Raw genomic sequence first — 23,966 nt, 5'->3', positions numbered from 1 at the left:
TTCCAGCCCGTCCGGCGATTGAGGACACCTCCGGCCGGAGGCCGGGCCGCCGCCGCGACGGCCCGCAGCCGTTCGCCGACGCGGACAACACGCCCCGCCTCGTCACCGCCGCGCTAACCGCGGCCTACGTGGCCACCGCCGCCAAACCCCTTCTGCACGCCGTACTCAACCCCTCCCCGCCCCTCACCCAGCGTGCCGTCGGCGGGGGGATCCGGGCCATGATCCCGTTGCAGGGCGCGCTCGCCGCGCGCGGCGGGGCCGTCGGGGTGGGGCTCGGGGTCATGGGGCTCGTCCCGATCGCCCGCGCACTCGCCAGGAAGGTGAGCACCACATGACCCTCCGCCTCGGATACGGCACCAACGGCCTCACCGACCTCCGGCTCGACGACGCCCTCGGGCTCCTCGCCGACCTCGGGTACGACGGCGTGGGCCTCACCCTCGACCACATGCACCTCGACCCCCTCGCCCCCGACCTCGCCGCCCGTACGCGGCGGGTCGCCCGGCGCCTGGACGAGCTGGGGCTCGGAGTCACCGTCGAGACCGGGGCGCGGTACGTCCTGGACCCCCGGCGCAAGCACGGCCCCTCCCTCCTCGACCCGGACCCCGAGGGCCGCAAGGCCCGTACGGCGCTGCTGGTCACCGCCGTCCGGGTCGCCGCCGACCTCGGGGCCCACGCCGCCCACTGCTTCAGCGGCATCGTCCCCGAGGGCACCACCACCGACATCGCCTGGGACCGCCTCGAAGAGGCGCTCACCCCCGTCCTGGCCGCCGCCGACACCGCCGGGATCCCGCTCGCCTTCGAGCCGGAGCCCGGCCAGCTCGTTTCCGACCTGGACGGGTTCCATCAGCTCAGACACCGTCTCGGCGACCCCGAGTCCCTCGGCCTGACCCTCGACATCGGCCACTGCCAGTGCCTGGAGACCGCCGCGCCCGCCGACTGCGTCCGCGCCGCCGCGCCCTGGCTGCGGCACGTCCAGATCGAGGACATGCGGCGCGGGGTGCACGAACACCTCCCCTTCGGCGACGGCGAGATCGACTTCCCGCCCGTGCTCGACGCCCTCGACGCCACCGGGTATCAGGGCCTGACCGTCGTCGAGCTGCCCCGCCACTCCCACGCCGGGCCCGAACTGGCCCGTACCTCCCTCGACTTCCTCCGCGCGGTCCTGACGAACGGGGTACCGGCATGACAGAGATCCGCGACCAGCTCACCCCCCGGCTCGACGCGCCCGCCCGCGCGTGGCTCGACGCGTCCCTCGCCCTCGCGGAAGAGGCAGCCGCGGCCCATGCCGACACGGACAACGCCGACAACGTTGCCGTCGCCCCCTGGGAGCTGCGCTTCGCCGCCGCCGGGCGCCACTGCGGCCAGGACCACGCCGACTCCGTACGGGTCCTCCTCCTGCACACCGCCCGCGCGGACCTCGCCACCCTCACCCGCCTCTACCACCAGGGCAGCGCCGCCGAACGCCGCGCCGTTCTGCTCGCCCTGCCCGAGCGCGTCGAAGGGCCCGCCGCCCTCCCGCTCACCGAGGACGCCCTGCGGACCAACGACACCCGGCTCGTCGCCGCGGCCGTCGGACCGTACGCCACCGCGCACCTCGACGCCCACGCCTGGCGGCACGCCATCCTCAAGTGCCTCTTCACCGGCGTCCCCCTCGCCGCCGTCGACGGCCTCGCCCGACGCGCCCGGGGCGACGCCGAACTCGCCCGGATGCTCGCCGACTTCGCGGCCGAACGCACCGCCGCCGGCCGCTCCGTGCCCGCCGACCTGCCCCACGCGCTGCACCTGACCGGCGAGGAGTCCTGATGCGTATCTTCGACCCCCACATCCACATGACCTCCCGCACGACGGACGACTACGAGGCGATGTACGCCTCCGGGGTACGCGCCCTGGTCGAGCCCTCCTTCTGGCTCGGCCAGCCCCGTACCTCACCCACCAGCTTCTTCGACTACTTCGACGCCCTCCTCGGCTGGGAGCCGTTCCGCGCCGCCCAGTACGGCATCGCGCACCACTGCACCGTCGCCCTCAACCCCAAAGAGGCCAACGACCCGCGCTGCACCCCGGTCCTCGACCAGCTGCCGCGCTACCTCGTCAAGGACGGAGTGGTCGCCGTCGGCGAGATCGGCTACGACTCCATGACCCCGGCCGAGGACCACGCCCTGGCCGCCCAGTTGCAGCTCGCCGCCGACCACGGCCTGCCCGCGCTCGTCCACACCCCCCACCGCGACAAGCTCGCGGGCCTGCGCCGCACCATCGACGCCGTCCGCGAGTCCGCCCTCGCCCCGGACCGCGTCCTGCTCGACCACCTCAACGAGACCACGGTCAAGGAGGCGGCCCGGAGCGGGAGTTGGCTAGGGTTCTCCATCTACCCCGACACCAAGATGGACGAGGACCGCATGGTCGCCGTCCTCAAGGCCCACGGCACCGAGAAGGTCCTCGTCAACTCCGCCGCCGACTGGGGCAAGAGCGACCCGCTCAAGACCCGCAAGGTCGCCGACGCGATGCTCGCCGCCGGGTTCACCGAGGACGACGTGGACCAGGTCCTGTGGCGCAACCCCGTCGCCTTCTACGGCCAGAGCGGCCGGCTCCAGCTCGACGTACCCGCCCCGGAAGCCCTTCACGAGGGCAACTCCATCCTCCGCGGCGGGGAGTGAGGCCATGCGCTTCCGCCACCCCGACGGCTCCACCGTCCACCTCTCCTACTGCACCAACGTCCACCCCGCCGAACACCTCGACGGCGTCCTCGCCCAACTGCGCGACCACTGCGAGCCCGTACGGAAACTGCTCGGCCGGGACCGCCTCGGCATCGGCCTCTGGCTCGCCAAGGACGCCGCCCGCGCGCTCATCACCGACCCCGCCCAACTGCGGGGCCTGCGCGCCGAACTGGACCGGCGTGGCCTGGAGGTCGTCACCCTCAACGGCTTCCCGTACGAGGGCTTCGGCGCCGAAGAGGTCAAGTACCGGGTCTACAAGCCGGACTGGGCCGACCCCGAACGGCTCGCCCACACCAGCGATCTGGCCAGGCTGCTCGCCGCCCTCCTCCCCGACGACGTGACGGAAGGCTCCGTCTCCACCCTCCCGCTCGCCTGGCGCACCACCTTCGACGAGGCCGCGGCCCGCACCGCGCACACCGCGCTGACCACCCTCGCCGAACGCCTCGACGGCCTGGAGGAGCTGACCGGGAAATCCATCAGGATCGCCCTGGAGCCGGAACCGGGCTGCACCGTCGAGACCACCGCCGACGCGATCCGCCCGCTCACCGAGATCGCCAGCCACCGCATCGGTATCTGCGTCGACACCTGCCACCTCGCCACGTCCTTCGAGGACCCGGCCACCGCGCTCGACGCGCTGGAAGCGGCCCACATCCCCATCCCCAAGGCCCAGCTCTCCGCCGCCCTCCACGCGGAACACCCGCACCTGCCCGAAGTACGCGAAGCACTCGGCGCGTTCGCCGAACCCCGCTTCCTCCACCAGACCCGCACCCGCACCGCCGCCGGACTGCGCGGCACCGACGACCTCGCCGAGGCACTCGCGGGAGACACCCTGCCCGACGGAGCCCCCTGGCGCTCCCACTTCCACGTCCCCCTGCACGCCCCGCCGGCCCCGCCCCTCACCTCCACCCTGCACGTCCTCCAGGACACCCTGACCCGCCTCGTCGGCGGCGCGGAGCCGAGGACCCGCCACCTGGAGGTCGAGACCTACACCTGGCAGGCGCTCCCGCCGGAGCTGCGCCCCCGCTCGCGCGGCCGGCTCGCCGTCGGTATCGCGGCCGAACTCACCCTGGCCCGCGACCTGCTGGTCGACCTCGGCCTCAAGGAGCTGCCATGACCGAGAGCGTGACACCCACCCCCGACCGCGCCGCCGACGGGCCCACCCCGCTGCTCGTCCTGGACGTCGTCGGCCTCACCCCGCAACTCCTGCGCCACATGCCGCACTTGACGAAGCTCGCCGCGGCCGGTGCGCAGGCCCCGCTCACCACCGTGCTGCCAGCCGTCACGTGCAGCGCGCAGTCCACCTTCCTCACCGGCACCCTTCCCTCCGAGCACGGCATCGTCGCCAACGGCTGGTACTTCCGCGAACTGGGCGACGTCCTGCTCTGGCGCCAGCACAACGGTCTCGTCGCCGGGGACAAGCTGTGGGACGCGGCCCGCCGCGTCCACCCCGGCTACACCGTCGCCAACATCTGCTGGTGGTACGCGATGGGCGCGGACACCGACTTCACCGTCACCCCCCGGCCCGTCTACTACGCCGACGGCCGCAAGGAACCCGACTGCTACACCCGGCCGCCGGCCCTCCACGACGAACTCACCGAAGAACTCGGCACATTCCCCCTCTTCCACTTCTGGGGCCCCGGCGCCGACCTGGTCTCCTCCCAGTGGATCATCGATGCCACCCGGCACATCATCCGCACCCGCAAGCCCGACCTCGCCCTGTGCTACGTCCCGCACCTGGACTACGACCTCCAGCGGTTCGGCCCCGACGACCCCCGCTCGCACCGGGCAGCCGCCGAACTCGACGCCGCCCTGGCCCCGTTGCTCGCCGACGCCGCCGCCGAGGGCCGCACGGTCGTCGCCCTGTCCGAGTACGGCATCACCAAGGTCTCCCGGCCGGTCGACATCAACCGCGCGCTGCGCCGGGCCGGGCTGCTGGAGGTCCACACCCAGGACGGCATGGAGTACCTCGACCCCATGACCTCCCGGGCCTTCGCCGTCTCCGACCACCAGATCGCGCACATCTACGTGCGCCGCCCCGAGGATCTCGACGCCACCCGCGAAGCCCTCCGGGACCTCGCCGGCATCGACGAGATCCTGGACGACCAGGGGAAGAAGAACCACGGCCTGGACCACCCCCGCTCCGGCGAACTCGTCGCGATCGCCGAACCGGACGCGTGGTTCACGTACTACTACTGGCTGGACGACGACCGGGCACCCGACTTCGCGCAGCTCGTGGAGATCCACCGCAAGCCGGGCTACGACCCCGTCGAGCTGTTCATGGACCCGCTCGATCCGTACGTACGGCTCAAGGCGGCCAAGGCCATCGCCCGCAAGAAGCTCGGCATGCGCTACCGCCTCGCGGTCGTCCCCCTGGACCCCTCGCCCATCCGCGGCAGCCACGGGCGGCTCCCGGACAGCGACGAGGAGGGCCCGCTCGTCCTGTGCTCCACCCCCCGATCCCTCGGCGACCGCGTGGCGGCCACCGAGGTGAAGTCCCTGCTCCTCCACCTTGCCGGACTGAACTGACCGCACAGCACGGAGAATCAGAAGGAGTTCCGCAATGAGCCGCAAGACGTCAGTCGACCCCGACCTCACCCGCACGCTCAGCAGACGCAACATGCTGGGTGTCGCGGCCGGCGCCACCGCCGCCGCCGTCCTGGGCGCCGCCGCCACCCCCGCGGCGGCCCACGGCAAGGATCACGGGCACGGGCACGGGCACAACCACGGGCACGACCACGGCAAGGGCACGCCCGTCCTGCCGCCCGGCCGCCTCGGCATCCAGCTCTACTCGCTGCGCGACAAGGTCTCCTCGCTCGGCTTCGCGAAGGTCTTCGACGAGCTGGAGCGGTTCGGCTACGACGAGATCGAGTACGCGGGCTACACCCAGGGCACCGGCGCCATCACCCTGCCCCAACTGAAGAAGCTCGCCAGGGACCACGGCCTCAAGGGCATCGGCAGCCACGTCAACTACTACGACGACAACAACCCCAACGCCTACAGCTTCGCCCAGAACCTCGACCAGGTTCTCGACGACGCCCAGGCCCTGGGACTTGAGCACATCGGCACGGCGTCGGGTCCGTTCCGCTACGGCTCCACCGTCGACGCCTGGAAGCGGGCCGCCGAGGACTTCAACACCTACGGGGCGGCGGCGCGCCGGCGCGGGCTGAAGTTCTACCAGCACAACCACGCCGAGGAGTTCTCCTTCGCCACCGACCAGCCCGACGTCCGGCTGTACGACGTCCTGCTGGCCGAGACCGACCCCGACCTGGTGTTCCTGGAGATGGACATCTACTGGGCCTTCGCCGGGCAGTTCCGCTTCAGCAAGACCGTCACCGGGAAGCCGCGCCCCTTCGACCCGCTGCGGTACGTCCTCAAGCAGCCCGACCGCTACCCGCTCTTCCACGTGAAAGACGGCGTCGAGGACATCGCGGCCCGCGACGGCTACCGGATGGTGGACGTCGGCGACGGCGACATCGACTACAAGCGGTTCATCTCGGCGGTGAACAAGACCCGCGGCGGGCGCCGCGACCACCACTGGCAGGTCGAGCACGACCAGCCGGTGGACTCGATCGAATTCGCCCGCAAGTCGTCGGCCCACCTGCACTCCCTGCGCGAAAGGCGCTGACACCGGCGGGACATCCCCGTACGCCGGCGGGACCTTCCCGTACACCGGCCTGAACAAACCGCGGAGGGCGGTGCCACGCACGGCACCGCCCTCCGACGTTGGTGTGTCCCGCGAGACCTATCCGCTGACAGGCACCGCGTCGTTCACCGTCTGCTTGCCCTTCGGGTAGCCCGGGTTGCGCAGGAAGGTCGCCAGACCCGCCGCGACCAGGGACAGTCCGCCGGCCAGGATGTAGGCACCGTCGTAGCCCCACGAGGCCACGGCCATCGAGCCGAGTCCACCTCCGAAGAGACCACTGATGACCTTGCCGCTGTAGGCGATCCCGTAGTTGGTGGCGTTGTAGTTCTCCCCGAAGTAGTCCGGCGTGAGAGCCGCGAACATCGGGTAGAACGCACCGCCGCCGAACCCGGAGATGAAGGCGAACACCAGGAAGAAGAATTCGTTCTTGGTGTCACCCGCCCACAGGACACCGAACTGGGAGAGCCCGAGCACGAGGATCACGAAGATCAGCGCGTTCTTGCGGCCCCAGATGTCGGACAGCCAGCCGACCACTCCGCGCCCGATGCCGTTGACGACCGACAGCACACCGGCCGACGAGGCGGCGACGAGCGGTCCGAAGCCCACTTCCTTGGCGAACGGCACCTGGAAGGAGATACCGAAGATGGAGACTCCGGCGGTGATCACCAGCAGCACCCAGATGAGCGGGAGCATGCCGGTCCTGAGGGCTTCCACCGGCCGGTACTGCTTCGTGGCCGGCGGGTTCTTGAGCAGACTCTGAGCGGTCTTGCTTCCCGCGGAGATCTTCAACGGATCGATGTCGGCAGGCCACCAGTTCTGCGGCGGGTCCTTGAAGAACCAGGCGCAGGCGGCCACCACGATCAGGACGTAGACCCCGATCAGGTCGAGCACCGTGTGGAAGTTGCTCGTGTCGAAGGCGAAGTTGAAGATGAAGATGAACGGGACGGCGCCGTAGGCGAATCCGCCGTTGACGAAGCCCGTCTTCCCACCGCGTCGTTCCGGATACCACTTGCCCACCATGTTGATGCAGGTGGAGTACACGAGTCCGGAGCCGACACCTCCGAGCACACCGAATCCCAGGATGGCGCCGAAGACGCTGTCGAAGTGGGAGATGGACAGGAAGCCCAGCAGCGCGAGCCCGGAGCCGATGAACATGGCCTGGCGCGCCTTGAGGATTCCCTTCTCCCTCATCCACCCGGTCGGGAAGGAGACTCCGGCCTGGAAGAACGTCCAGACACTGAGAATCCAGAAGGTGTTGCTCTGACTCCAGCCGTGGGCCGACGAGAGAGTGTCCTCCGCCGATCCGTAGGCGTACTCAAAGACGCTGATGGCCATCATCGCGGCCCATGGCAGGTACACCATGAACTTGCGGGAGTGACCGAGAATCTCGCGGTCCGTCTCACCGATGCGGTAGACGCGGCCCTTGGCGTCAGTGACGTTGCGGTATCCCGGACCGCCCGCGCCGGCCTTGGTGGCCGACGCGGACGTTCCAGAGAGTGGTTCCTCTGTCATTTCAGGCTATCTCCCGGCCAATGGGGGGTGTCTTGTCGAGTGGTGCGGTGTCCGGCCGTCCCGGCGCCTTGAGGAACACGGCGAGTACGGCCGAGGCCAGGCCAATGCTTCCGGCGATGATGAAGGCGCCCTCGTAGTCCCAGGCGGCCACCACCACTGCTCCCATGCCCGAGCCGACGAGGCCCGAGATGAGCTTGGAGCTGTAGACCATGCCGTAGTTGGAAGCGTTGTTGTTCTCCCCGAAGTAGTCCGCCGTCATCGCCGCGAAGAGCGGGAAGATCGCGCCACCGCCGAAGCCGGAGACCATCGAGCAGAACAGGAAGAAGGGCATGCTGCCCATGGACCCGGATATCAGCACGCCGAACTGCGCGCTGCCGAGGACCAGACACACGATGATCAGGGTGTTACGGCGTCCGTACTTGTCGGAGATCCAGCCGATCACACCACGACCCGTGCCGTTGACTATTGCCTTGAGCGACATCGCGGTGGCCACGATCCCGCCCGCGAACCCCATGTCCTTACCGAAGGGCACCTGGAACGCGATTCCGAAAATGTTGATCCCGGCGGTGCAGAGCAGGCAGAACCACATCATCCACAGCACGGGCGTCCGTGCCGCTTCCCTGGGTGTGTACTGCTTGACCGCCGGCGGGTTCTTCTCCATGGCACGACGGACCCGGGGGTCCTCCGACGCCTTGAGCGGGTCCGCACCCGTCGGCCACCAGTACTTGGGCGGGTCCTTGAAGAACCAGCCCGCGACAGCGACGACCGAGCAGCAGATCAGACCCACGATGACCAGGACCGTCTGGTAGTTCGACAGGTCCATGTACGAGGTGAAGAGGAAGACGAACGGCACTGAGCCGTACGCGAAACCGCCGTTGACGAGGCCGGTCTTGCCGCCCTTCCGCTCCGGGTACCACTTGCCGACCATGTTCACGCAGGTCGCGTAGACAAGACCGGCACCGATACCGCTGAACATCCCGAAGCCGATGTACGCCACGATCACGTGCGGCGCGTAGGCCAGGGACAGGTAGCCCAGCAGGGTACCGAGCGCACCGAGCATCATCGCGTACCTGGCGGGCAGCTTGCCGCTCTCACGGAGCTGTCCGGCCGGGAAGGCCACGGCCGCCTGGAAGAAGATCCAGACACCCATGAGCCAGAAGATGTGCCCGCTGTTCCAGAGGTGTGCCTCGTGGAGGGTGTCCTCCGCCGAGGTGAACGCGTACTCCGACGAACTGATGCCGAGCATGCCCATCCAGGGGAAGAGCACCATCGTCCATCGTGGACGGCCCATGATGTCGCGGTCGGTCTCACCGATCCGGTACACCCGGCCGTTGTGATCCGTCACCTCCTTGAAAGGTACGGCTGTTGTGATCTGAGTGGTTGTCATGTGACTTGCTTCCCCTTGCGTCGAAAGAGCTGGCCAGCGCCCCCTGTCCAAAAACTTTCGTTGCTCGCTCGGGCTGATCAGGTCATGAATCGGCCTCCCCACGTTTCCGGTCGCCGGCGCATCAGAGCAGTCCCGCCGCTCGCGCCCACTTGTATTTCGCCCCGAGTGCCTCGACCGGCTTCTCGGTGGTATAGGGGTAGGCGACAACGCCGTGCTCGAAGAGGTACCGACTCGCCTCTTCGACTTCGACGTCGCCTGCCAGGGAAGCCACGACGGGCTTCTCGACGCCCTTCGCCCGGAACTCCGCGACCACGCGCGCGGTGAGTTCGGCGAAGACCATCGGGGGAGTGACGATCGTGTGCCAGTAGCCGAGGACCAGCGCGTGGATCCGCGGGTCCTCCAGGCCGAGCCTGATCGTCGACTCGTACGTGGACGGCGGCTCGCCCCCGGTGATGTCCACCGGGTTGCCCGCCGAGCCGAAGGGCGGGATGAACGCGCGGAACGCGGCGTCCAGGTCCTCCGGGATCGTCATGAGCGACAGGCCGTTGTCCTCCACGGCGTCGGAGAGCAGCACACCCGAGCCGCCCGCGCCCGTGATGACGACGACGTTGTCGCCCCGGGGAGTGGGGAGCACCGGCAGCGCCCGCGCGAACTCCAGCATCTCGTTCAGGCCGCGCGCCCGGATGACACCGGCCTGCCTGAGGATGTCGTCGTAGACCGCGTCGTCACCGGCAAGAGCGCCGGTGTGCGAGCCGGCCGCCGCCGCGCCCGACGCGGTACGCCCCGCCTTGAGGACCACGACCGGCTTCCTCGGCACGGTCGCGCGGGCCGCCTCGACGAAGGCCCGCCCGTCCTTGAGGTCCTCCAGGTGCATCGCGACGCAGTCGGTGTCGGGGTCCTCGCCGAACCAGGTCAGCAGGTCGTCCTCGTCGAGGTCCGCCTTGTTGCCCAGGCCGACGATGGCCGACACTCCGGTCCCGGTGCTCCTGGCGAAGCCGAGGATCGCCATGCCGATGCCACCGGACTGCGAGGTCAGTGCCACGCCGCCCTTGACGTCGTACGGAGTGCAGAACGTGGCGCTCAGGTCCTGCCAGGTGGAGTAGTAGCCGTAGATGTTCGGGCCGAGGACCCGGACCCCGTACCGCTCTCCTATGGACACGACCTCGGCCTGGAGGTCGTGTTCACCGGACTCGGCGAAGCCGGACGGGATCAGGACCGCGTTCGGTATCCCCATGCGGCCGACGTCTTCCAGCGCGGCGGCGACGGATTTCGCGGGGATCGCGAAAATCGCCACATCCGGCTCACCCGGAACATCCATGACGCTCTTGTACGCCTTATGGCCGAGAATGTCATCGGTCCGGGGATTCACCGGATGGATCTCACCGGGAAATCCGCCGTCGACGAGATTCCGCATGACCGAGTTGCCGATCTTGCCGGATTCGCCGGACGCACCGATCACCACCACCGAGGACGGCCGCATGAGGCGCCGCATCGAGGTGAGGATCGCCTCGCGGCCGTACGTCCTGCGGGGGACGGCGACGTCCGCGTCGAGGAGGACGCGTACGTCGGCCGCCGTCACACCGTTCGCCGAGGCGAAGACGGGGTTGAGGTCGATCTCCCGGATCTCCGGGAAGTCGGCAGCGAGCTGTGACACCTTCACCACGAGCCCCGCGAGGGCCTCCCGGTCGACACCCTCGGCGCCGCGCACCCCGCGCAGGATCTCCGCGGCGCGGATGCCGTCGAGCATCGACAGCGCCTCGTCGTGGGTGACCGGCGCCAGCCGGAAGGTGACGTCCTTGAGGACCTCCACCAGCACCCCGCCGAGACCGAACGCGACGATCTTGCCGAAGGCCGGGTCGGTGACGGTGCCGATGAGCACCTCGGTGCCGGCCGGCACCATCTGCTGGACCTGCACCCCGAGGATCCGGGCCGCCGGGTCGTACGCCCTGGCGTTCGAGACGATCGAGGTGAAGGCCTCCCGTACCCCGGCCACCGACGTCACCCCGATCCGCACCCCCCCGGCCTCCGTCTTGTGGAGGATGTCGGGGGAGACGATCTTCATGGCGACGGGGAAACCGAGCCGGTCGGCGATCCTGACCGCGTCCGAGGCGTCCTCGGCGAGTGCCTCGCCGGGGGTGGGGATGCCATAGGCGTCCGTGAGGGCTTTGCCCTCCGGTGCGGTCAGTACCGTACGTCCCTCGGCGAGGGCGGCGTCCAGGAGAGCACGTACGACTCCCTGGTTCGGTCCTGTCGTACCCATCGCTATATGACCCCGTTCGACTTGAGCAGGCGCAGTTCCTCGGCGTCCAGGCCCAGTTCGCCGGCGTACACCTCTTCGTTGTGTTCGCCGAGGAGCGGGGAGGTGACCATGTCGACGGGGGAGTCCGACAGCTTCAGCGGGCTCCCGACCGTGGTGAACGAGCCGCGCTCGGGGTGGGGGACCTCGACGACCATGTCGTTGGCCGCCAGGGAGGCGTCCTCGATGATCTCCTTGGTGGAGAGGATCGGGCCGCACGGGATGTTGTGGGCGTTGAGCTTCTCCAGCACCTCCCACTTGGGGATGGTGGAGGTCCACTCCTCGATGAGCTGGAACATCTTGCTCAGCTTCGGCAGCCGGGCCTCGGGGGTCGCCCACTCGGGGTCGTCCGCCAGCTCGGGCCTGCCGATCATCGCGGTCAGGGGCTTCCAGCCGACCGGCTGCACGATGACGTACACCCAGTCGTTCGGACCGCCGGGCGCGGTCCTGACGGCCCACCCCGGCTGCCCGCCGCCGCTCGCGTTGCCGCTGCGGGGGACGTCGTCGGCGAAGTCCTCGTTCGGGTACTCGGCGAGCGGGCCGCTCGCGAGCCGCTGCTGGTCGCGGAGCTTCACCCGGCACAGGTTGAGCACGGCGTGCTGCATCGCGACGTTGACCCGCTGGCCGCGGCCGGTGGCCTCGCGCTGGTAGAGCGCGGCCAGGATGCCGGCCACGGCGTGGATGCCGGTGCCCGAGTCGCCGATCTGGGCGCCGGTCGCCAGCGGCGGCCCGTCCTCGAACCCGGTGGTCGACATGGACCCGCCCATGGCCTGGGCGACGACTTCGTACGCCTTGAAGTTGGTGTACGGGCCCTCGCCGAAGCCCTTGATGGAGGCGTAGATGATCCGCGGGTTGATCTCCTGGATCTTCTCCCAGGTGAAGCCCATGCGGTCGATCGCGCCGGGGCCGAAGTTCTCGACCATGATGTCGGAGCGGCGGATGAGTTCCGTGAGGATCTCCTTGCCGCGCGGGGTCTTGGTGTTGAGGGTGACGCTGCGCTTGTTGCAGTTGAGCATGGTGAAGTACAGCGAGTCGACATCCGGGATGTCGCGCAGCTGCTTGCGGGTGATGTCGCCGGTGGGCGCCTCCACCTTCACCACGTCCGCGCCGAGCCAGCCGAGCAGCTGGGTGGCGGAGGGGCCGGACTGGACGTGGGTCATGTCCAGAACTCGGATGCCTGACAGGGCTTTCGTTCCTGGCGGTGTCTCAAGAGCCTGGGTCATCGGGGGGCTCCTCTGCTTGCCATCGTCTGGGTCGTGGTCCGGGGGGTGTTCGCCCTCGCCCCGGTCACGGGCGATTCGTAGAGCCGTACGGGAGGAGCGGTGTCCGGCGCGCACTCGTAGCACTGCCGGAACGCCGTCGACACGGTGGCGGCGCGGGCCGCGTCCTGCCTGGTCGCGGCGGAACGGCTGCCGGGTCCCGCGAAGACCACCGCGCTGGTGGGCAGCGGGGCCTCGGTCGGCAAATGACCACCGGAGTTGCGTGCCTGGCGTGTGTCGGCCATGGGCAGTCCAGTCCCTTCATAGGGGGGAGCCACTGCGCTCCCGGTACATTGCATACAGTCTACGAATACTGTATGAAGCTTGTTATCTCGCATTCGGTGGGTCATGTCCAGAGGGCGAACAGCACTTTCGCCAAAAATGGGAGCCGACATGGATCTGTATGAGCACGAGGCAAGAGAGTTGTTCGCGGACCACGGGATCGCCGTGCCGGAGGCCGAGGTGGTCACCGCGGCGAAGGAGGCGGGGCCCGCCGCCGAACGCCTCGGGGGTCGCGTCGTCGTCAAGGCGCAAGTAAAGACCGGGGGCCGGGGCAAGGCGGGCGGGGTGAAGTTCGCTGCGGACCCCGCGGCGGCGCAGTTGACCGCCCGTCAGATCCTCGGCATGGACATCAAGGGCCACACGGTTCGCAAGGTCATGCTGGCCCGGCCGGTCGACATCGAGGCCGAGTACTACGTGTCGTTCGTCCTCGACCGGGCGGCCGGAGTCTTCCTCGCGATCGCCTCCGCGGAGGGCGGCATGGAGATCGAGGAGGTCGCCGCGACCCGCCCCGAGGCGGTCGCCCGGATCCATGTCGACCCCGCCGAAGGGGTCACGCCGGCCAAGGCCGCGGAGATCGCGGAGGCCGCCGGACTGCCCGCCGGGACCGCACCGGTGATCCAAGCTCTTTACCAGGTGTTGGTACGCGAGGACGCCGTTCTGGTCGAAGTAAACCCATTGGTACGTACATCAGATGGGCTGATTATCGCCCTCGACGGCAAGATCACCCTTGACGACAACGCGCGCTTCAGGCAGGTGCGGTGGGGCGACACCGAGAGCGATCCGGGCGACGATCCGCTGGAGGTGGCCGCCGCCGCCAAGGGCCTCAACTACGTCAAGCTCGACGGCGGGGTCGGCGTCATCGGCAACGGGGCGGGCCTGGTCATGTCCACCCTGGACGTGGTCGCGGGCTGCGGCGCCGAGCCCGCGAACTTCCTCGACATCGGGGGAGGGGCGTCCGCCCAGGTGATGGCGGACGGCCTGTCCGTCATCCTCTCCGACCCGGACGTGAAGTCCGTGTTCGTCAACGTCTTCGGCGGCATCACCGCGTGCGACGCCGTCGCCGAGGGCATCGTCCAGGCCCTGGAGTCCGTACAGCTGACCAAGCCGCTCGTCGTCCGGCTCGACGGGAACAGCGCCGCGAAGGGGCGCGAAATCCTGGAGGACCGCGCGCATCCGCTCGTACAGCAGGTCACCACCATGGACGGGGCGGCCCGACAGGCCGCCGTACTGGCGAACGCCGGATAAGGAGAGACACCATGGCGATCTTCCTGACCAAGGAGAGCAAGGTCCTCGTCCAGGGCATGACCGGCGGTGAGGGCATGAAGCACACCCGCCGCATGCTCGCCGCCGGTACCGACATCGTCGGGGGCGTCAACCCGCGCAAGGCCGGCCGGACGGTCGACTTCGACGTCCCGCAGGACGTCGAAGGCGTGGGCGGTACGGCCCCCGGCACCACCCCCTTCTCCGTCCCCGTCTTCGGATCCGTCCGCGAGGGCATCGAGGCCACCGGCGCCGACGTCACCGTCGTCTTCGTCCCGCCGCCCTTCGCCAAGGCCGCCGTCATTGAGGCGGTGGACGCCGGCATCGAGCTGGCGGTGGTCATCACCGAGGGCATACCCGTGCACGACGCGGTCGCCTTCCACGCGTACGCCAAGCGGCACGGCACCCGGATCATCGGCCCCAACTGCCCCGGCCTGATCAGCCCCGGGCAGTCCAACGCCGGCATCATCCCCGCCGACATCGCGGCCAAGCCCGGCCGGATCGGACTCGTCTCCAAGTCAGGCACCCTGACCTACCAGTTGATGTACGAACTGCGCGAGATCGGCTTCTCCTCGGCCGTCGGCATCGGCGGCGACCCCGTCGTCGGCACCACCCACATCGACTGTCTCGCCGCCTTCGAGGCCGACCCCGACACCGAGATCATCGTGCTCATCGGTGAGATCGGCGGGGACGCCGAGGAACGGGCGGCGGCGTACATCACCGACCACGTCACCAAGCCGGTCATCGGCTACATCGCCGGCTTCACCGCGCCCGAAGGCAAGACCATGGGGCACGCCGGGGCGATCGTCTCCGGTTCCGCGGGCACCGCGGAAGCGAAGAAGAAGGCGCTGGAGGCGGTGGGAGTACGGGTCGGCTCGACCCCGTCGGAGACGGCGAGGCTGGTCCTGGACCGGCTGGCCGTGCTCCACTGACGGAACGTGTGCGCGCCGTCACCGGCGTACCACCGCACACCACCACCGCACCACCGGTCCATCACCGTACGACCGCACCACCACCGCACCACCCCAGGCCCGGCGGCCCACCACATCCCACCGGTCCGGTACCAGCGCCCGACACCGTCGGGCCACCCGACGACCCCGCAGTACCCATACCCGTACACGTCACTCGTGCCCGTACCCGTATACCCGCGGCATTCGTGCCGAGCCATGCACATCCCGCCTCCCTCGAGCGGAGACTCACAATGGCACCTACCCCTACCTCTACCTCCAACCTCCAACTCAAGCCCGGAACGGCCTGGTCGGACGCGTGGCGGCGCAGTCTCGCCGTCGCCCCCGAGGCCTTCCGCGACGACCGCGTGCTCAACCTGTGGGCGTCGTCCTGGCAGACCGAAGGACGGGCCCTGCCCGCCACCAGTCCCGTCGACGGCAGCCCCATCGCGGGCCCGCCGCGACTGGACGCCGCCACCGCCCAGCAGGCCGTGCGGGCCTCGCTGGACGAACACCGCGCCTGGCGGCACGTGCCGCTGCCGGAGCGCAAGGCGCGCGTCACCGCCACACTCGACGCGCTCGCCGAACACCGTGAACTGCTCGCCCTTCTCCTGGTGTGGGAGATAGGCAAGCCCTGGCGGCTCGCCCAGGCCGACGTCGACCGTGCGATCGACGGCGTGCGCTGGTACGTCGAGAACGTCGACCGGATGCTGGAGGGCAGGACCCCGCTGTCGGGCCCCGTCTCCAACATCGCGAGCTGGAACTACCCGATGTCGGTCCTCGTGCACGCCATGCTCACGCAGGCGCTGGCCGGCAACGCGGTGATCGCCAAGGCACCGACCGACGGCGGGGTCGCCTGCCTGACCCTGGCCAGTGCGCTGGCCGTACGGGAGGGCATCCCCGTCACCCTGGTCAGCGGCGGCGGTCGCGACCTCTCCGAGGCGCTCGTCCGTTCGCCGGAGATCGGCTGTGTCTCCTTCGTCGGGGGCCGGGACACCGGCGCCGACATCGCGACGCACGTCGCCGACCTGGGCAAGCGGCACGTCCTCGAACAGGAGGGCCTCAACACCTGGGGCGTCTGGAACTACAGCGACTGGGACGCGCTCGGCGCCGTCATCCCGAAGCTGTTCGACTACGGGAAGCAGCGCTGCACGGCCTACCCCCGGTTCGTCGTCCAGCGCTCGCAGTTCGCGGACTTCCTGGGGGCGTACCTCCCCGCCGTCCGCTCGATCAGGGTGGGCCACCCGCTGGCCGTCGCGCACCCGGACGACCCGCTGCCCGAGCTGGACTTCGGCCCGCTCATCAACGCGGCCAAGGCCAAGGAGCTGGGTGACCTGGTGTCCGTGGCGATCGACCGCGGGGCCGTGCCGCTGCACCAGGGCTCCCTCGACGAGGGGCGCTTCCTGCCCGGCCAGGACACGAGTGCGTACCTCGCGCCCGTCACCCTGCTGGGGCCGCCCCCGTCGTCCCCGCTGCACCACGCGGAACCGTTCGGCCCGGTCGACACCATCGTCCTGGTCGACACGGAGGCGGAGCTGCTGGCCGCGATGAACGCCTCGAACGGCGCGCTCGTCGCCACGCTCTCCACCGACGACCCGGCGACGTACGCCCGGCTGTCCCCGCAGATCCGCGCCTTCAAGGTCGGCCACGGGAAGCCCCGCTCACGCGGCGACCGCGACGAGCTGTTCGGCGGCTTCGGCCACTCCTGGCGGGGCGCGTTCGTCGGCGGAGAACTGCTGGTCAAGTCGGTCACGAACGGCCCCGAGGGCGAACGCTCACCGGGCAACTTCCCCGACTACCACCTGATGCCCTGACCTCTCCCCGCCCCTGATCCCCTGCCGTACGGGCTGGAAACAGACGCCCGCCCGGCAGGCCCCGGCACCGGGTGCTCCACGGCCACCCCGAGGAGCACCCGGCGCCGCTCCAACGCGCCCGCGCGCCCTCTCCCCGAGGACGGGGCGGAGGACCGGGCGCCGGATCCCCGACCACCGGCGCCGGATCCCTGACCACCGGATATACGGGTGAGGACCACCCTGATCCCCTGGTATCGTTGACCCCGTCGCCGCGAGCACCATCCGCGGTTCGACCACTCGTCCGGGTGGCGGAATGGCAGACGCGCTAGCTTGAGGTGCTAGTGCCCTTTATCGGGCGTGGGGGTTCAAGTCCCCCCTCGGACACACAGCATGATCAAGGAACTCCCAGTACGGATTCGTCCGGACTGGGAGTTTTTCCGCGTTCGGGCCCAGGGCGACGGCCGTGCCCCACGTGCGGTCGGTGCCGGGGAGCCCGAGGGCCGCTCAGCGGCGGCAGCGCCCGACCGTCTGGGACGACGGTTCCATCACGAAGGGCAGAGGCATGACGGCGTTCGACAAGCCGATCGCGCTGAAGCTGTTCGACATCGCCGTCAACATGGACGGGGGACGGCGGCGAAGTTCCTTCAGCGTGTGCTCAACGTCCTGAACCGGCGGCAGGCCGACTATCCGGACATGACCGTGGACGGCGCGATCGGACCGAAGACGGTCTCGGCGTTCACGGCCTTCATGATCAAGCGCACGGCGGACGGCGAGATGGCCGTGCTCAAAGCGCTCACCAGCCTGCAGGGCGCGCGATACATCGAGTTGGCCGAGAACCGGGAGCAGAACGAGGCATTCGTCTTCGGCTGGCTCGTGAACCGAGTGTGACGGAGGCGTCTCCGCGAGGGGCGAGGCAGCGGTAAGGCGTAGGGGCCTTGCGGAGCTGCGGAAGCGGGCGGCAGCCCAGGCCGGGCTGCCGCCCTCCGAGGGGCCGCGTTCGTCAGACGGTGGTGGGCGGCCAACCGACCTGCTCTCAGTGGATACCGTTCTTGGTCAGTTGGCCCAGCAGCGCCTCCACCAGTGGGGGCTGCAGGCCCAGAGCCAGGAACGCCAGGGGCTCGCGGCCGTGTCGTTCGATCTCGACCCGGTGGAAGGTCATGAAGAGCGACGCGCCGCTGAGCCGCTTCACGCCGGTCACCTCGCTCCACGCCACCGCGTCCCACTCGCCGCCGAACAGATCGGTGACGACCAGGCCGTACGTATGGAGGTGGCACCGCCTGAGGCCGAACCTGGCGGACGCACGACGCCAGGCCAGGAGGAGGCCGGTCAGGACGAGCACCACCGCTGTCAGGACGGCGCCCTTGGCGAACGCCGCCCGGGGTGGGATGACCACCAGGCAGACGATCAGCACGACGTACAGCGCCACGCCGACCCGCCGCGCCACCTGCGCCAGGCCGCCCGCCACCCCCGCGACGGGGTAACTGCCGAGCCTCGGGCCGAGGCCGGATCCGTACACGCTCTCTCGCACGATGCGTCATCTCCTCTGGAACATCGTCATGGTTTGGCCGGCGGCCGGTGCCTCGTCCGGAGGACGAGTTGAGCGAGCAGTCGGGTGCGGGGGACCATCCGCCCGACCTCGACGTACTCGGTGTCCGCGTGCGCGCCGGCGCCCACGCCGCCCAGGCCGTCCAGGGTCGGACAGCCCGCCGCCGCGGTGTAGTTGCCGTCCGAGGCGCCGCCAACGGCGATCCCCCGCAGTCGTTCCTCGCCCAGTTCCGCGGTGAGCCGGGAGGCGAGGGCGAAGAGTTCGGCGGAGGACTCCGGTTCCATGGGCGGGCGTCGGCCGCCGCCCAGCACCTCCAGCCGGGCTCCTGGCGTCCACGGCGTCAGCCCCCGCAGGAGCGTGTCGATCCGGTCCTGCGCCGCCGAGGTCGGCACGCGTACGTCCACCGACACCCGCGCCAGCGCGGGCACGGTGTTGCGCGCACTGCCGGCCGACAGCAGGGTGGGCGTGACGGTCGCGGGGCCCAGGACGGAGTCGGTGCCGACGGCGCCCATTGCCGCACCGAGACCGGCGATGGACAGCACCTGGTGAGCGGCCTCGACCGCGGCGTTGACCCCCTTGTGCGGTTCCTGACCCGCGTGCGCGGCCCTGCCGTGCACGACGACCTCGTACCGCGCGGTGCCCTTGCGGGCGATCTTGAGCGCACCCCCGTCGTCCGCGGACGCTTCGAGGACAAAGGCGGCCGCGCACCCTCGCGCGGATTCCTCGATCAGCTGCCGGGACGTCGCCGAGCCGACCTCCTCGTCCCCGTTGACCAGGACGCACACCCCGTCCGGCGACGGAAGTGAGGCCAGGGCGTGGAACATCTGCACCAGGCCCGCCTTCATGTCCAGGACGCCGGGCCCACGGGCGATCCCGTCGGCCACCGACCAGGGGCGGCTCTCGATCGAGCCCATCGGCCACACCGTGTCGTGGTGTCCCACCAGCAGGACCCGCGGGGTGCCGAACTTCCACCGCAGATGGGTCACCCCGTCGATCACCAGCGTCTCCGGCTCGGCCCCCAGCAGTCTCGTCCCGAGAGCGCCCACCACCTCGGCGCTTCGCGCCACCGCCGCGTGGTCGGCCGAGAAGGACTCGCAGCGCACGAGTTCCTCCAGATCGGCCAGCATCGCCGCCAGTACGGGCTCGGCCCCCCGGGTCATCGGTCCCGCCGCCGGTCGACGCCCTGTCGTGCTCCCTGTCGTGCTTCCTGTCGTGTTTCCTGTTGTGTTTCCTGTCGTGACGACACATTTCCCCCTCGGGTTCTCCTGGGTATTGGCACGGCGGGGCGCCCTTCCCCCTGGGGAGCCCCGCCGCGTGAACGACGTTAGGGTGGGCCGAGGCATTCCACCAGCGACTGGATCGCATAGAATCCATGCGTTGGGGGAATGGGTCGTGGGAAGACGGGCGCGGGTGAGGTCCGGAAGATCGTGAAGGGGAGGGGAGAGCCGTGTTCGAGGTCGACGCGCTCCGGCTGCTCGTGGCCGTGGCGGACACCGGATCGTTCACCAAGGCGGCGGTCCGGCTGAACTACACCCAGTCCGCGGTGTCCCGGCGGATCGCCACGCTCGAACAGCAGGCGGGCGGACCGCTGTTCGAACGGCTCCCCCGGGGAGTACGGCTCAATCCCGCCGGCCGTACGCTGCACCGGCACGCCCTGGAGGTGCTGGACCGGCTGTCGCGGGCGGCGCGGGAGCTGGCCGTGCTGAACGCGGGGCAGGGCGGGCTGTTGCACATCGGCGCGTTCGCCACCGCCAACATCTCGCTCGTGCCCACCGCCCTACGGGCCCTCCAGCACGCCAGGCCGGAGGTCGAGGTCATCGCGGTCGAGGGGTGGACCGACACGCTGATGGAGCGCCTCGCGGACGGGGCGCTGGACCTCGCCGTCGTCAGCGACTACCCGTCAGGGCTGCCGTCGGCCGACGGTGTCACGACGACCGTGCTGTGCGAGGACGAACTGTTCGTGGCTCTCCCGCGCTCGCACCGCCTGGCCGGGGCCGGGACGGTCGACCTGCGGGAACTGCGCGACGAGGCATGGCTCCACAGCGCGTACGGCGACCGCCCCACGATGCTCGCCGACGCCTGCGCACGGGCGGGCTTCACCCCCAGGAAGATAATCCGGATCGCGGAGTGGACCGCGAAGTTCGGCTACGCCGCCGCCGGACTGGGGGTGGCGCTGGTCCCCTCGCTGGCCGCCCGGGCGGTTCCCGACGAACTTGTGCTGTGCCGCCTCACCGACCCGGCGCTGCGCCGGACCGTCCAGGTGGCACTGCCCACGACCCCACTGCCGGCGGCACTGACCCTGCGGGACCTGCTGCACGACGCCGTTGCCTGAAGCGGATGCCTGAAGCGGTTGCCTGAATCCGTTGGCCGAGCCAGTCGACCGAGCCAGTTGACCGAATCAGCGAACCGCGTCACGCCAGCAGGGACACCAGCCTCTCGTGGACGCCCTCCTTGCCCTCCGTCGGAGGGCCCGGGACCAACTTGGCCTGGTCCGAGGGGTCCTGGGAGAGGGCGTGCAGGCGGCCCTTGTGGCGGGCGAGGACCAGGCTCGTACTGTCGCCCGCGATCTCCGCCGAGCCCTCCGCGGTGTAGTGGGTGACGGTGAGCAGCGCGGAACGCTCGGAATCGGTGAGTACGGCGTCGGTGTCCAGCGCCGGATCGGGATCCGCAGCCGGGCCCCTGGGCAGCCATTCGGTGAGCGTACGGAGCGCCTCGTCGAGCTTGTAGAGGCCGATCTGGTGGACGCCGAGCGCGTCGATGCGGACCATCAGGCAGATCGGCTCGGGCTGGGGGAGCAGCAGGATCCGCCACGGTTCGCCGGGGGTCGTCCCCGTCGTACGGGCGTCGAGCACCTTCCGGGCCCGCTGCTGGAACGCCACGGCGATGCCCAAGTCCCCGCGTACCTGCACCTGTTCGCCGGAGGAGCCCGCCAGGAGCAGTTGGCGCGCCGCCAACGAGCGGACGGCCTCGGTGAGTTCGTCGTCCGACGGCCGGGCTTCGAGGAAGTCCACGATGGCGTCCACGGCGGTGAGTTCGGCGATGGTGTACGCGCCCAGCAGGACGGGGCCGGTGTACACCAGGTCCACCACGGCCGTGACCAGCCCCGGGGGGACGGACGCCTCGCCCGGACTCGGACTCGGCGTCGCACTGGGCGTCGGCGTCGGCGTCGGCGTCGGACTCGGAGTCGGCGCGCTGTCACGCCGGTCGTCGTCGTGCCGGTCGGCGTCACTCATGACGTGCCTCCTGCCTTCCAGCTGCTCGCCGCGGGCGGCTCACGCCCCTCGCGCAGCACCTCGGCCGCGACCGGTGACGGTGTCTGGGTCACCCACACCTCGGAATTGCCGAACAGTCCCCGCCCCGCCGTGCCGGACAGCGCCTGTCCCAGCTCACCGGCCAGGTCGGGCCGGTCCGGGGGCGGGAACCTGGCCGCCAGCTGAGGGGCGGCGGCGGTGACGTCGTCGTTCGCCTCGATCCTGCGCAGCGCCTCGGTCAGGGACCGTGCGACCGGAGGGGTGAGGGAGGTGGGCACGGCCAGGACCGGCGACAGGTACAACGGGTGCCGCTCGGTCATCCGGGACAGCCCCCAGGGGCCGACGTTGCTGCCGGTGAACCGGTACACCACGTAGTCCATGAGGTGCCGGAGGTCGCTCAGGCTGGGCAGCTTGCTCCCGCCGAACGCGGCCGGGGTCTTCTCCAGCTGCACCCAGGTGCCCTGCGCCGTACGCCCGTGCAGTTTCTCCCGCACCACGTGGCCGCGCATGCCGATGTCGGGGTAGAGCTTCTTGTCGATGTCACGGTGGTGGCTGGAGAGCCGGGGATGACTGCCCTTGCCGGCCCGCCAGGCCTCGTACAGCCGCGGATCGTCCACCAGGACATGACCGCCGCGCAGTACGTCACGCAGTTGCGGCACCTGGAGTCCGTGCTGCTCCAGGTCGGAGAGGATCGCCGCCTCCTCCGGGCTGAGGTGTTCGGCCGCCCGCAGCAGTCCTCTGCGGTACTCACCCGCCCGCGCGGTGATCCCGATCATGAGACGGACCCGGTCCCGCACCGTCTCGGTCCGCCGGGCGCTGACGGGGTCGGCAGCCGCCCCGCCGGTCCGCCCGGCGTGCTTGACGAGCGCTGGTATGGGCTTGCGCTTCATCTGGCCAGTACAGCATGAGAGGGCAGAACGCGCAGAGGAAGCCGTGGGGGGCGGGAACAGGGCCTCCCGCCGCCCGCGGTGGCTGACGCGCCCGGCCGGCAAGAGGCCCTGTTCTCGTACGATGGTCGTTCTCGTACGGTGGTGCCTGGCGCCCTCAGGCGCCCGCGATCACTTGACCTCGACGGCGGCGCCCGCTGCCTTGAGGGACTCGGCGGCCTTGTCGGCGACGTCCTTGGCGACCTTCTCCAGGACGGGCTTGGGGGCGCCGTCCACGAGGTCCTTGGCTTCCTTGAGGCCCAGCGAGGTCAGTTCGCGTACGACCTTGATGACCTGGATCTTCTTGTCACCGGCGCCCGTGAGGACCACGTCGAACTCGTCCTGCTCGTCGGCGGCCTCGACCGGGGCGCCCGGGCCCGCGGGGCCGGCGGCGGCGACCGCCGCGGCGGCGGTGACGTCGAACTTCTCCTCGAACGCCTTCACGAACCCGGAGAGTTCGAGCAGGGTCATGTCCTCGAACTGCGCGAGCAGGTCGTCCTGCGACAGCTTCGCCATGATGGCGGTCCTTCCACTATTCCGGCCGATGCCGGGGGTACGTGTCGGCGGGCGCGCGGCCCGCGGCGGCCCTCACCGGACGGTGACGGCCGTGACGCCGGGTTACGCGGCGCCGTCCTGCTCTTCCTTCTTGACGCGAAGCGCTTCCGCGGTGCGGACGAACTTCGAGGGAAGCGCCTGGAAGAGGGAGGCAGCCTGGGACTGCTTGCCCTTCATGGCACCTGCCAGCTTGGAGAGCAGAACCTCGCGGGACTCGAGGTCCGCAAGCTTCTTGAACTCGTCCGCGGACAGTGCCTTGCCGTCAAGGACACCGCCCTTGATGACGAGATTCGGGTTGTCCTTGGCGAAGTCACGAAGACCCTTCGCCGACTCCACCGGGTCACCGGTGACGAAGGCAACCGCCGTCGGACCCGCGAACAGGTCGTCCAGCGTGTTGATCCCGGCCTCGTTGGCCGCGATCTTGGTCAGCGTGTTCTTCACCACGGAGTACTGGGCGTTCCCACCGAGAGAACGGCGCAGCTCCTTGAGCTGCGCCACGGTGAGACCCCGGTACTCGGTCAGCACAGCGGCGTTCGAACTGCGGAACTTGTCCGTCAGCTCGGCCACCGCGGCAGCCTTGTCGGGCCTTGCCATGAGC

General features: G+C 70.0%; 22 protein-coding genes, 1 tRNA gene and 1 pseudogene. 13 read left to right on the top strand and 11 right to left on the bottom strand.

What is annotated here, in order from left to right; all coding sequences use genetic code 11:
* From GT042_RS08240 to GT042_RS08210, 7 genes and pseudogenes are all read left to right on the top strand, one after another.
* Positions 1 to 335, top strand: a pseudogene (locus GT042_RS08240) (prenyltransferase); the annotation flags it as partial.
* Positions 332 to 1,186 (top strand): sugar phosphate isomerase/epimerase family protein, encoded by an 855-nt coding sequence (locus GT042_RS08235; RefSeq protein WP_161308043.1) that lies wholly within the window; start codon positions 332 to 334, stop codon positions 1,184 to 1,186. The pseudogene GT042_RS08240 and the gene GT042_RS08235, both read left to right, overlap by 4 nt.
* Complete coding sequence (locus tag GT042_RS08230) at positions 1,183 to 1,803, top strand: EboA domain-containing protein (protein ID WP_161308042.1); 621 nt, start codon at positions 1,183 to 1,185, stop codon at positions 1,801 to 1,803. Before GT042_RS08235 ends, GT042_RS08230 begins: the two co-directional genes overlap by 4 nt.
* Positions 1,803 to 2,651 carry a TatD family hydrolase gene (locus GT042_RS08225; RefSeq protein WP_161308041.1) on the top strand — a complete coding sequence of 283 codons (849 nt, stop codon included), beginning with the start codon at positions 1,803 to 1,805 and terminating at the stop codon, positions 2,649 to 2,651. Before GT042_RS08230 ends, GT042_RS08225 begins: the two co-directional genes overlap by 1 nt.
* 4 nt (positions 2,652 to 2,655) lie before the next feature.
* Positions 2,656 to 3,825 (top strand): metabolite traffic protein EboE, encoded by a 1,170-nt coding sequence (gene eboE, locus GT042_RS08220; protein WP_161308040.1) that lies wholly within the window; start codon positions 2,656 to 2,658, stop codon positions 3,823 to 3,825.
* A complete protein-coding gene (locus GT042_RS08215) occupies positions 3,822 to 5,237 on the top strand; it encodes a nucleotide pyrophosphatase/phosphodiesterase family protein (RefSeq protein WP_161308039.1) in 1,416 nt (471 codons plus the stop codon). Before eboE ends, GT042_RS08215 begins: the two co-directional genes overlap by 4 nt.
* 34 nt (positions 5,238 to 5,271) lie before the next feature.
* Complete coding sequence (locus GT042_RS08210) at positions 5,272 to 6,336, top strand: sugar phosphate isomerase/epimerase (protein WP_161308038.1); 1,065 nt, start codon at positions 5,272 to 5,274, stop codon at positions 6,334 to 6,336.
* A 117-nt stretch (positions 6,337 to 6,453) separates the two neighbouring features.
* Here GT042_RS08210 and GT042_RS08205 read toward each other — a convergent pair whose 3' ends face one another.
* The 5 genes from GT042_RS08205 to GT042_RS08185 form a co-directional block, all read right to left on the bottom strand.
* The gene (locus GT042_RS08205; RefSeq protein ID WP_161308037.1) at positions 6,454 to 7,866 is read right to left on the bottom strand and encodes an OFA family MFS transporter; all 1,413 of its coding nucleotides are present in this window, start codon (positions 7,864 to 7,866) and stop codon (positions 6,454 to 6,456) included.
* 1 nt (position 7,867) lies between these two features.
* The gene (locus GT042_RS08200) at positions 7,868 to 9,253 is read right to left on the bottom strand and encodes an OFA family MFS transporter (RefSeq protein WP_161308036.1); all 1,386 of its coding nucleotides are present in this window, start codon (positions 9,251 to 9,253) and stop codon (positions 7,868 to 7,870) included.
* Between the two features lie 121 nt (positions 9,254 to 9,374).
* Positions 9,375 to 11,513: an acetate--CoA ligase family protein gene (locus tag GT042_RS08195; protein ID WP_161308035.1), complete on the bottom strand. Its 2,139-nt coding sequence runs from the start codon at positions 11,511 to 11,513 to the stop codon at positions 9,375 to 9,377.
* Positions 11,514 to 11,515: 2 nt separating this feature from the next.
* Positions 11,516 to 12,772: a formyl-CoA transferase gene (gene frc / locus GT042_RS08190; RefSeq protein ID WP_161308034.1), complete on the bottom strand. Its 1,257-nt coding sequence runs from the start codon at positions 12,770 to 12,772 to the stop codon at positions 11,516 to 11,518.
* Entirely contained in the window at positions 12,769 to 13,053 is a 285-nt protein-coding gene (locus GT042_RS08185; protein WP_161308033.1) for a hypothetical protein, read from the bottom strand. Before GT042_RS08185 ends, frc begins: the two co-directional genes overlap by 4 nt.
* A gap of 148 nt (positions 13,054 to 13,201) precedes the next feature.
* Between GT042_RS08185 and sucC the strand changes: the two genes are divergently transcribed.
* The 5 genes from sucC (at position 13,202) to GT042_RS08160 (ending at position 17,978) form a co-directional block, all read left to right on the top strand.
* Complete coding sequence (sucC, locus tag GT042_RS08180; protein WP_161308032.1) at positions 13,202 to 14,335, top strand: ADP-forming succinate--CoA ligase subunit beta; 1,134 nt, start codon at positions 13,202 to 13,204, stop codon at positions 14,333 to 14,335.
* Positions 14,336 to 14,346: 11 nt separating this feature from the next.
* Positions 14,347 to 15,282 carry a succinate--CoA ligase subunit alpha gene (gene sucD / locus GT042_RS08175; RefSeq protein ID WP_161308031.1) on the top strand — a complete coding sequence of 312 codons (936 nt, stop codon included), beginning with the start codon at positions 14,347 to 14,349 and terminating at the stop codon, positions 15,280 to 15,282.
* A gap of 269 nt (positions 15,283 to 15,551) precedes the next feature.
* The gene (locus GT042_RS08170; RefSeq protein WP_161308030.1) at positions 15,552 to 17,111 is read left to right on the top strand and encodes an aldehyde dehydrogenase family protein; all 1,560 of its coding nucleotides are present in this window, start codon (positions 15,552 to 15,554) and stop codon (positions 17,109 to 17,111) included.
* Positions 17,112 to 17,389: 278 nt separating this feature from the next.
* Positions 17,390 to 17,474: transfer RNA gene (locus GT042_RS08165), tRNA-Leu, on the top strand.
* 267 nt (positions 17,475 to 17,741) lie between these two features.
* On the top strand, positions 17,742 to 17,978 hold the full coding sequence (locus tag GT042_RS08160) for a putative peptidoglycan-binding domain-containing protein (RefSeq protein ID WP_161308029.1): 237 nt from the start codon (positions 17,742 to 17,744) through the stop codon (positions 17,976 to 17,978).
* Positions 17,979 to 18,123: 145 nt separating this feature from the next.
* Here the strand turns inward: GT042_RS08160 and GT042_RS08155 are convergent, their stop codons facing one another.
* Entirely contained in the window at positions 18,124 to 18,618 is a 495-nt protein-coding gene (locus GT042_RS08155) for a hypothetical protein (protein ID WP_161308028.1), read from the bottom strand.
* Positions 18,619 to 18,644: 26 nt separating this feature from the next.
* Complete coding sequence (locus tag GT042_RS08150; protein ID WP_161308045.1) at positions 18,645 to 19,763, bottom strand: M20 family metallopeptidase; 1,119 nt, start codon at positions 19,761 to 19,763, stop codon at positions 18,645 to 18,647.
* Between the two features lie 320 nt (positions 19,764 to 20,083).
* On the opposite strand from GT042_RS08150, the gene GT042_RS08145 reads away from it, so the two are divergent.
* Entirely contained in the window at positions 20,084 to 20,968 is an 885-nt protein-coding gene (locus tag GT042_RS08145; RefSeq protein ID WP_161308027.1) for a LysR family transcriptional regulator, read from the top strand.
* Positions 20,969 to 21,047: 79 nt separating this feature from the next.
* On the opposite strand, the gene GT042_RS38075 is transcribed toward GT042_RS08145, so the two are convergent.
* The 4 genes from GT042_RS38075 to rplJ all read right to left on the bottom strand — a co-directional run bounded on the left by GT042_RS38075 (position 21,048) and on the right by rplJ (position 23,962).
* Entirely contained in the window at positions 21,048 to 21,869 is an 822-nt protein-coding gene (locus tag GT042_RS38075; protein ID WP_202532507.1) for a hypothetical protein, read from the bottom strand.
* Positions 21,866 to 22,777, bottom strand: coding sequence for a hypothetical protein (locus GT042_RS08135; protein WP_161308026.1), 912 nt, complete (start codon positions 22,775 to 22,777; stop codon positions 21,866 to 21,868). The genes GT042_RS38075 and GT042_RS08135 overlap by 4 nt, the downstream gene beginning before the upstream one ends.
* Positions 22,778 to 22,945: 168 nt before the next feature.
* Positions 22,946 to 23,329, bottom strand: coding sequence for a 50S ribosomal protein L7/L12 (rplL, locus tag GT042_RS08130; protein WP_161308025.1), 384 nt, complete (start codon positions 23,327 to 23,329; stop codon positions 22,946 to 22,948).
* Positions 23,330 to 23,431: 102 nt separating this feature from the next.
* Complete coding sequence (gene rplJ, locus GT042_RS08125) at positions 23,432 to 23,962, bottom strand: 50S ribosomal protein L10 (protein WP_161308044.1); 531 nt, start codon at positions 23,960 to 23,962, stop codon at positions 23,432 to 23,434.
* Positions 23,963 to 23,966: the final 4 nt, after the last annotated feature.

The organism is Streptomyces sp. SID3212 (assembly GCF_009865405.1).
In the GTDB taxonomy this organism is placed as follows: Bacteria; Actinomycetota; Actinomycetes; order Streptomycetales; family Streptomycetaceae; genus Streptomyces.
The sequence above is the reverse complement of the archived record's forward strand: the minus strand, read 5'-3'. Positions and strand labels throughout refer to the sequence as shown.

Coding starts and splice junctions, on each gene's coding strand:
- sucD (WP_161308031.1), top strand. CDS start 14,347: ATGGCGATCTTCCTGACCAAGGAGAGCAAGGTCCTCGTCCAGGGCATG.
- eboE (WP_161308040.1), top strand. CDS start 2,656: ATGCGCTTCCGCCACCCCGACGGCTCCACCGTCCACCTCTCCTACTGC.
- GT042_RS08150 (WP_161308045.1), bottom strand. CDS start 19,763: ATGCTGGCCGATCTGGAGGAACTCGTGCGCTGCGAGTCCTTCTCGGCC.
- GT042_RS08205 (WP_161308037.1), bottom strand. CDS start 7,866: ATGACAGAGGAACCACTCTCTGGAACGTCCGCGTCGGCCACCAAGGCC.
- GT042_RS08135 (WP_161308026.1), bottom strand. CDS start 22,777: ATGAAGCGCAAGCCCATACCAGCGCTCGTCAAGCACGCCGGGCGGACC.
- frc (WP_161308034.1), bottom strand. CDS start 12,772: ATGACCCAGGCTCTTGAGACACCGCCAGGAACGAAAGCCCTGTCAGGC.
- GT042_RS08230 (WP_161308042.1), top strand. CDS start 1,183: ATGACAGAGATCCGCGACCAGCTCACCCCCCGGCTCGACGCGCCCGCC.
- rplJ (WP_161308044.1), bottom strand. CDS start 23,962: ATGGCAAGGCCCGACAAGGCTGCCGCGGTGGCCGAGCTGACGGACAAG.
- GT042_RS38075 (WP_202532507.1), bottom strand. CDS start 21,869: ATGAGTGACGCCGACCGGCACGACGACGACCGGCGTGACAGCGCGCCG.
- GT042_RS08195 (WP_161308035.1), bottom strand. CDS start 11,513: ATGGGTACGACAGGACCGAACCAGGGAGTCGTACGTGCTCTCCTGGAC.
- GT042_RS08170 (WP_161308030.1), top strand. CDS start 15,552: ATGGCACCTACCCCTACCTCTACCTCCAACCTCCAACTCAAGCCCGGA.
- GT042_RS08200 (WP_161308036.1), bottom strand. CDS start 9,253: ATGACAACCACTCAGATCACAACAGCCGTACCTTTCAAGGAGGTGACG.
- GT042_RS08185 (WP_161308033.1), bottom strand. CDS start 13,053: ATGGCCGACACACGCCAGGCACGCAACTCCGGTGGTCATTTGCCGACC.
- sucC (WP_161308032.1), top strand. CDS start 13,202: ATGGATCTGTATGAGCACGAGGCAAGAGAGTTGTTCGCGGACCACGGG.
- rplL (WP_161308025.1), bottom strand. CDS start 23,329: ATGGCGAAGCTGTCGCAGGACGACCTGCTCGCGCAGTTCGAGGACATG.
- GT042_RS08210 (WP_161308038.1), top strand. CDS start 5,272: ATGAGCCGCAAGACGTCAGTCGACCCCGACCTCACCCGCACGCTCAGC.
- GT042_RS08225 (WP_161308041.1), top strand. CDS start 1,803: ATGCGTATCTTCGACCCCCACATCCACATGACCTCCCGCACGACGGAC.
- GT042_RS08215 (WP_161308039.1), top strand. CDS start 3,822: ATGACCGAGAGCGTGACACCCACCCCCGACCGCGCCGCCGACGGGCCC.
- GT042_RS08235 (WP_161308043.1), top strand. CDS start 332: ATGACCCTCCGCCTCGGATACGGCACCAACGGCCTCACCGACCTCCGG.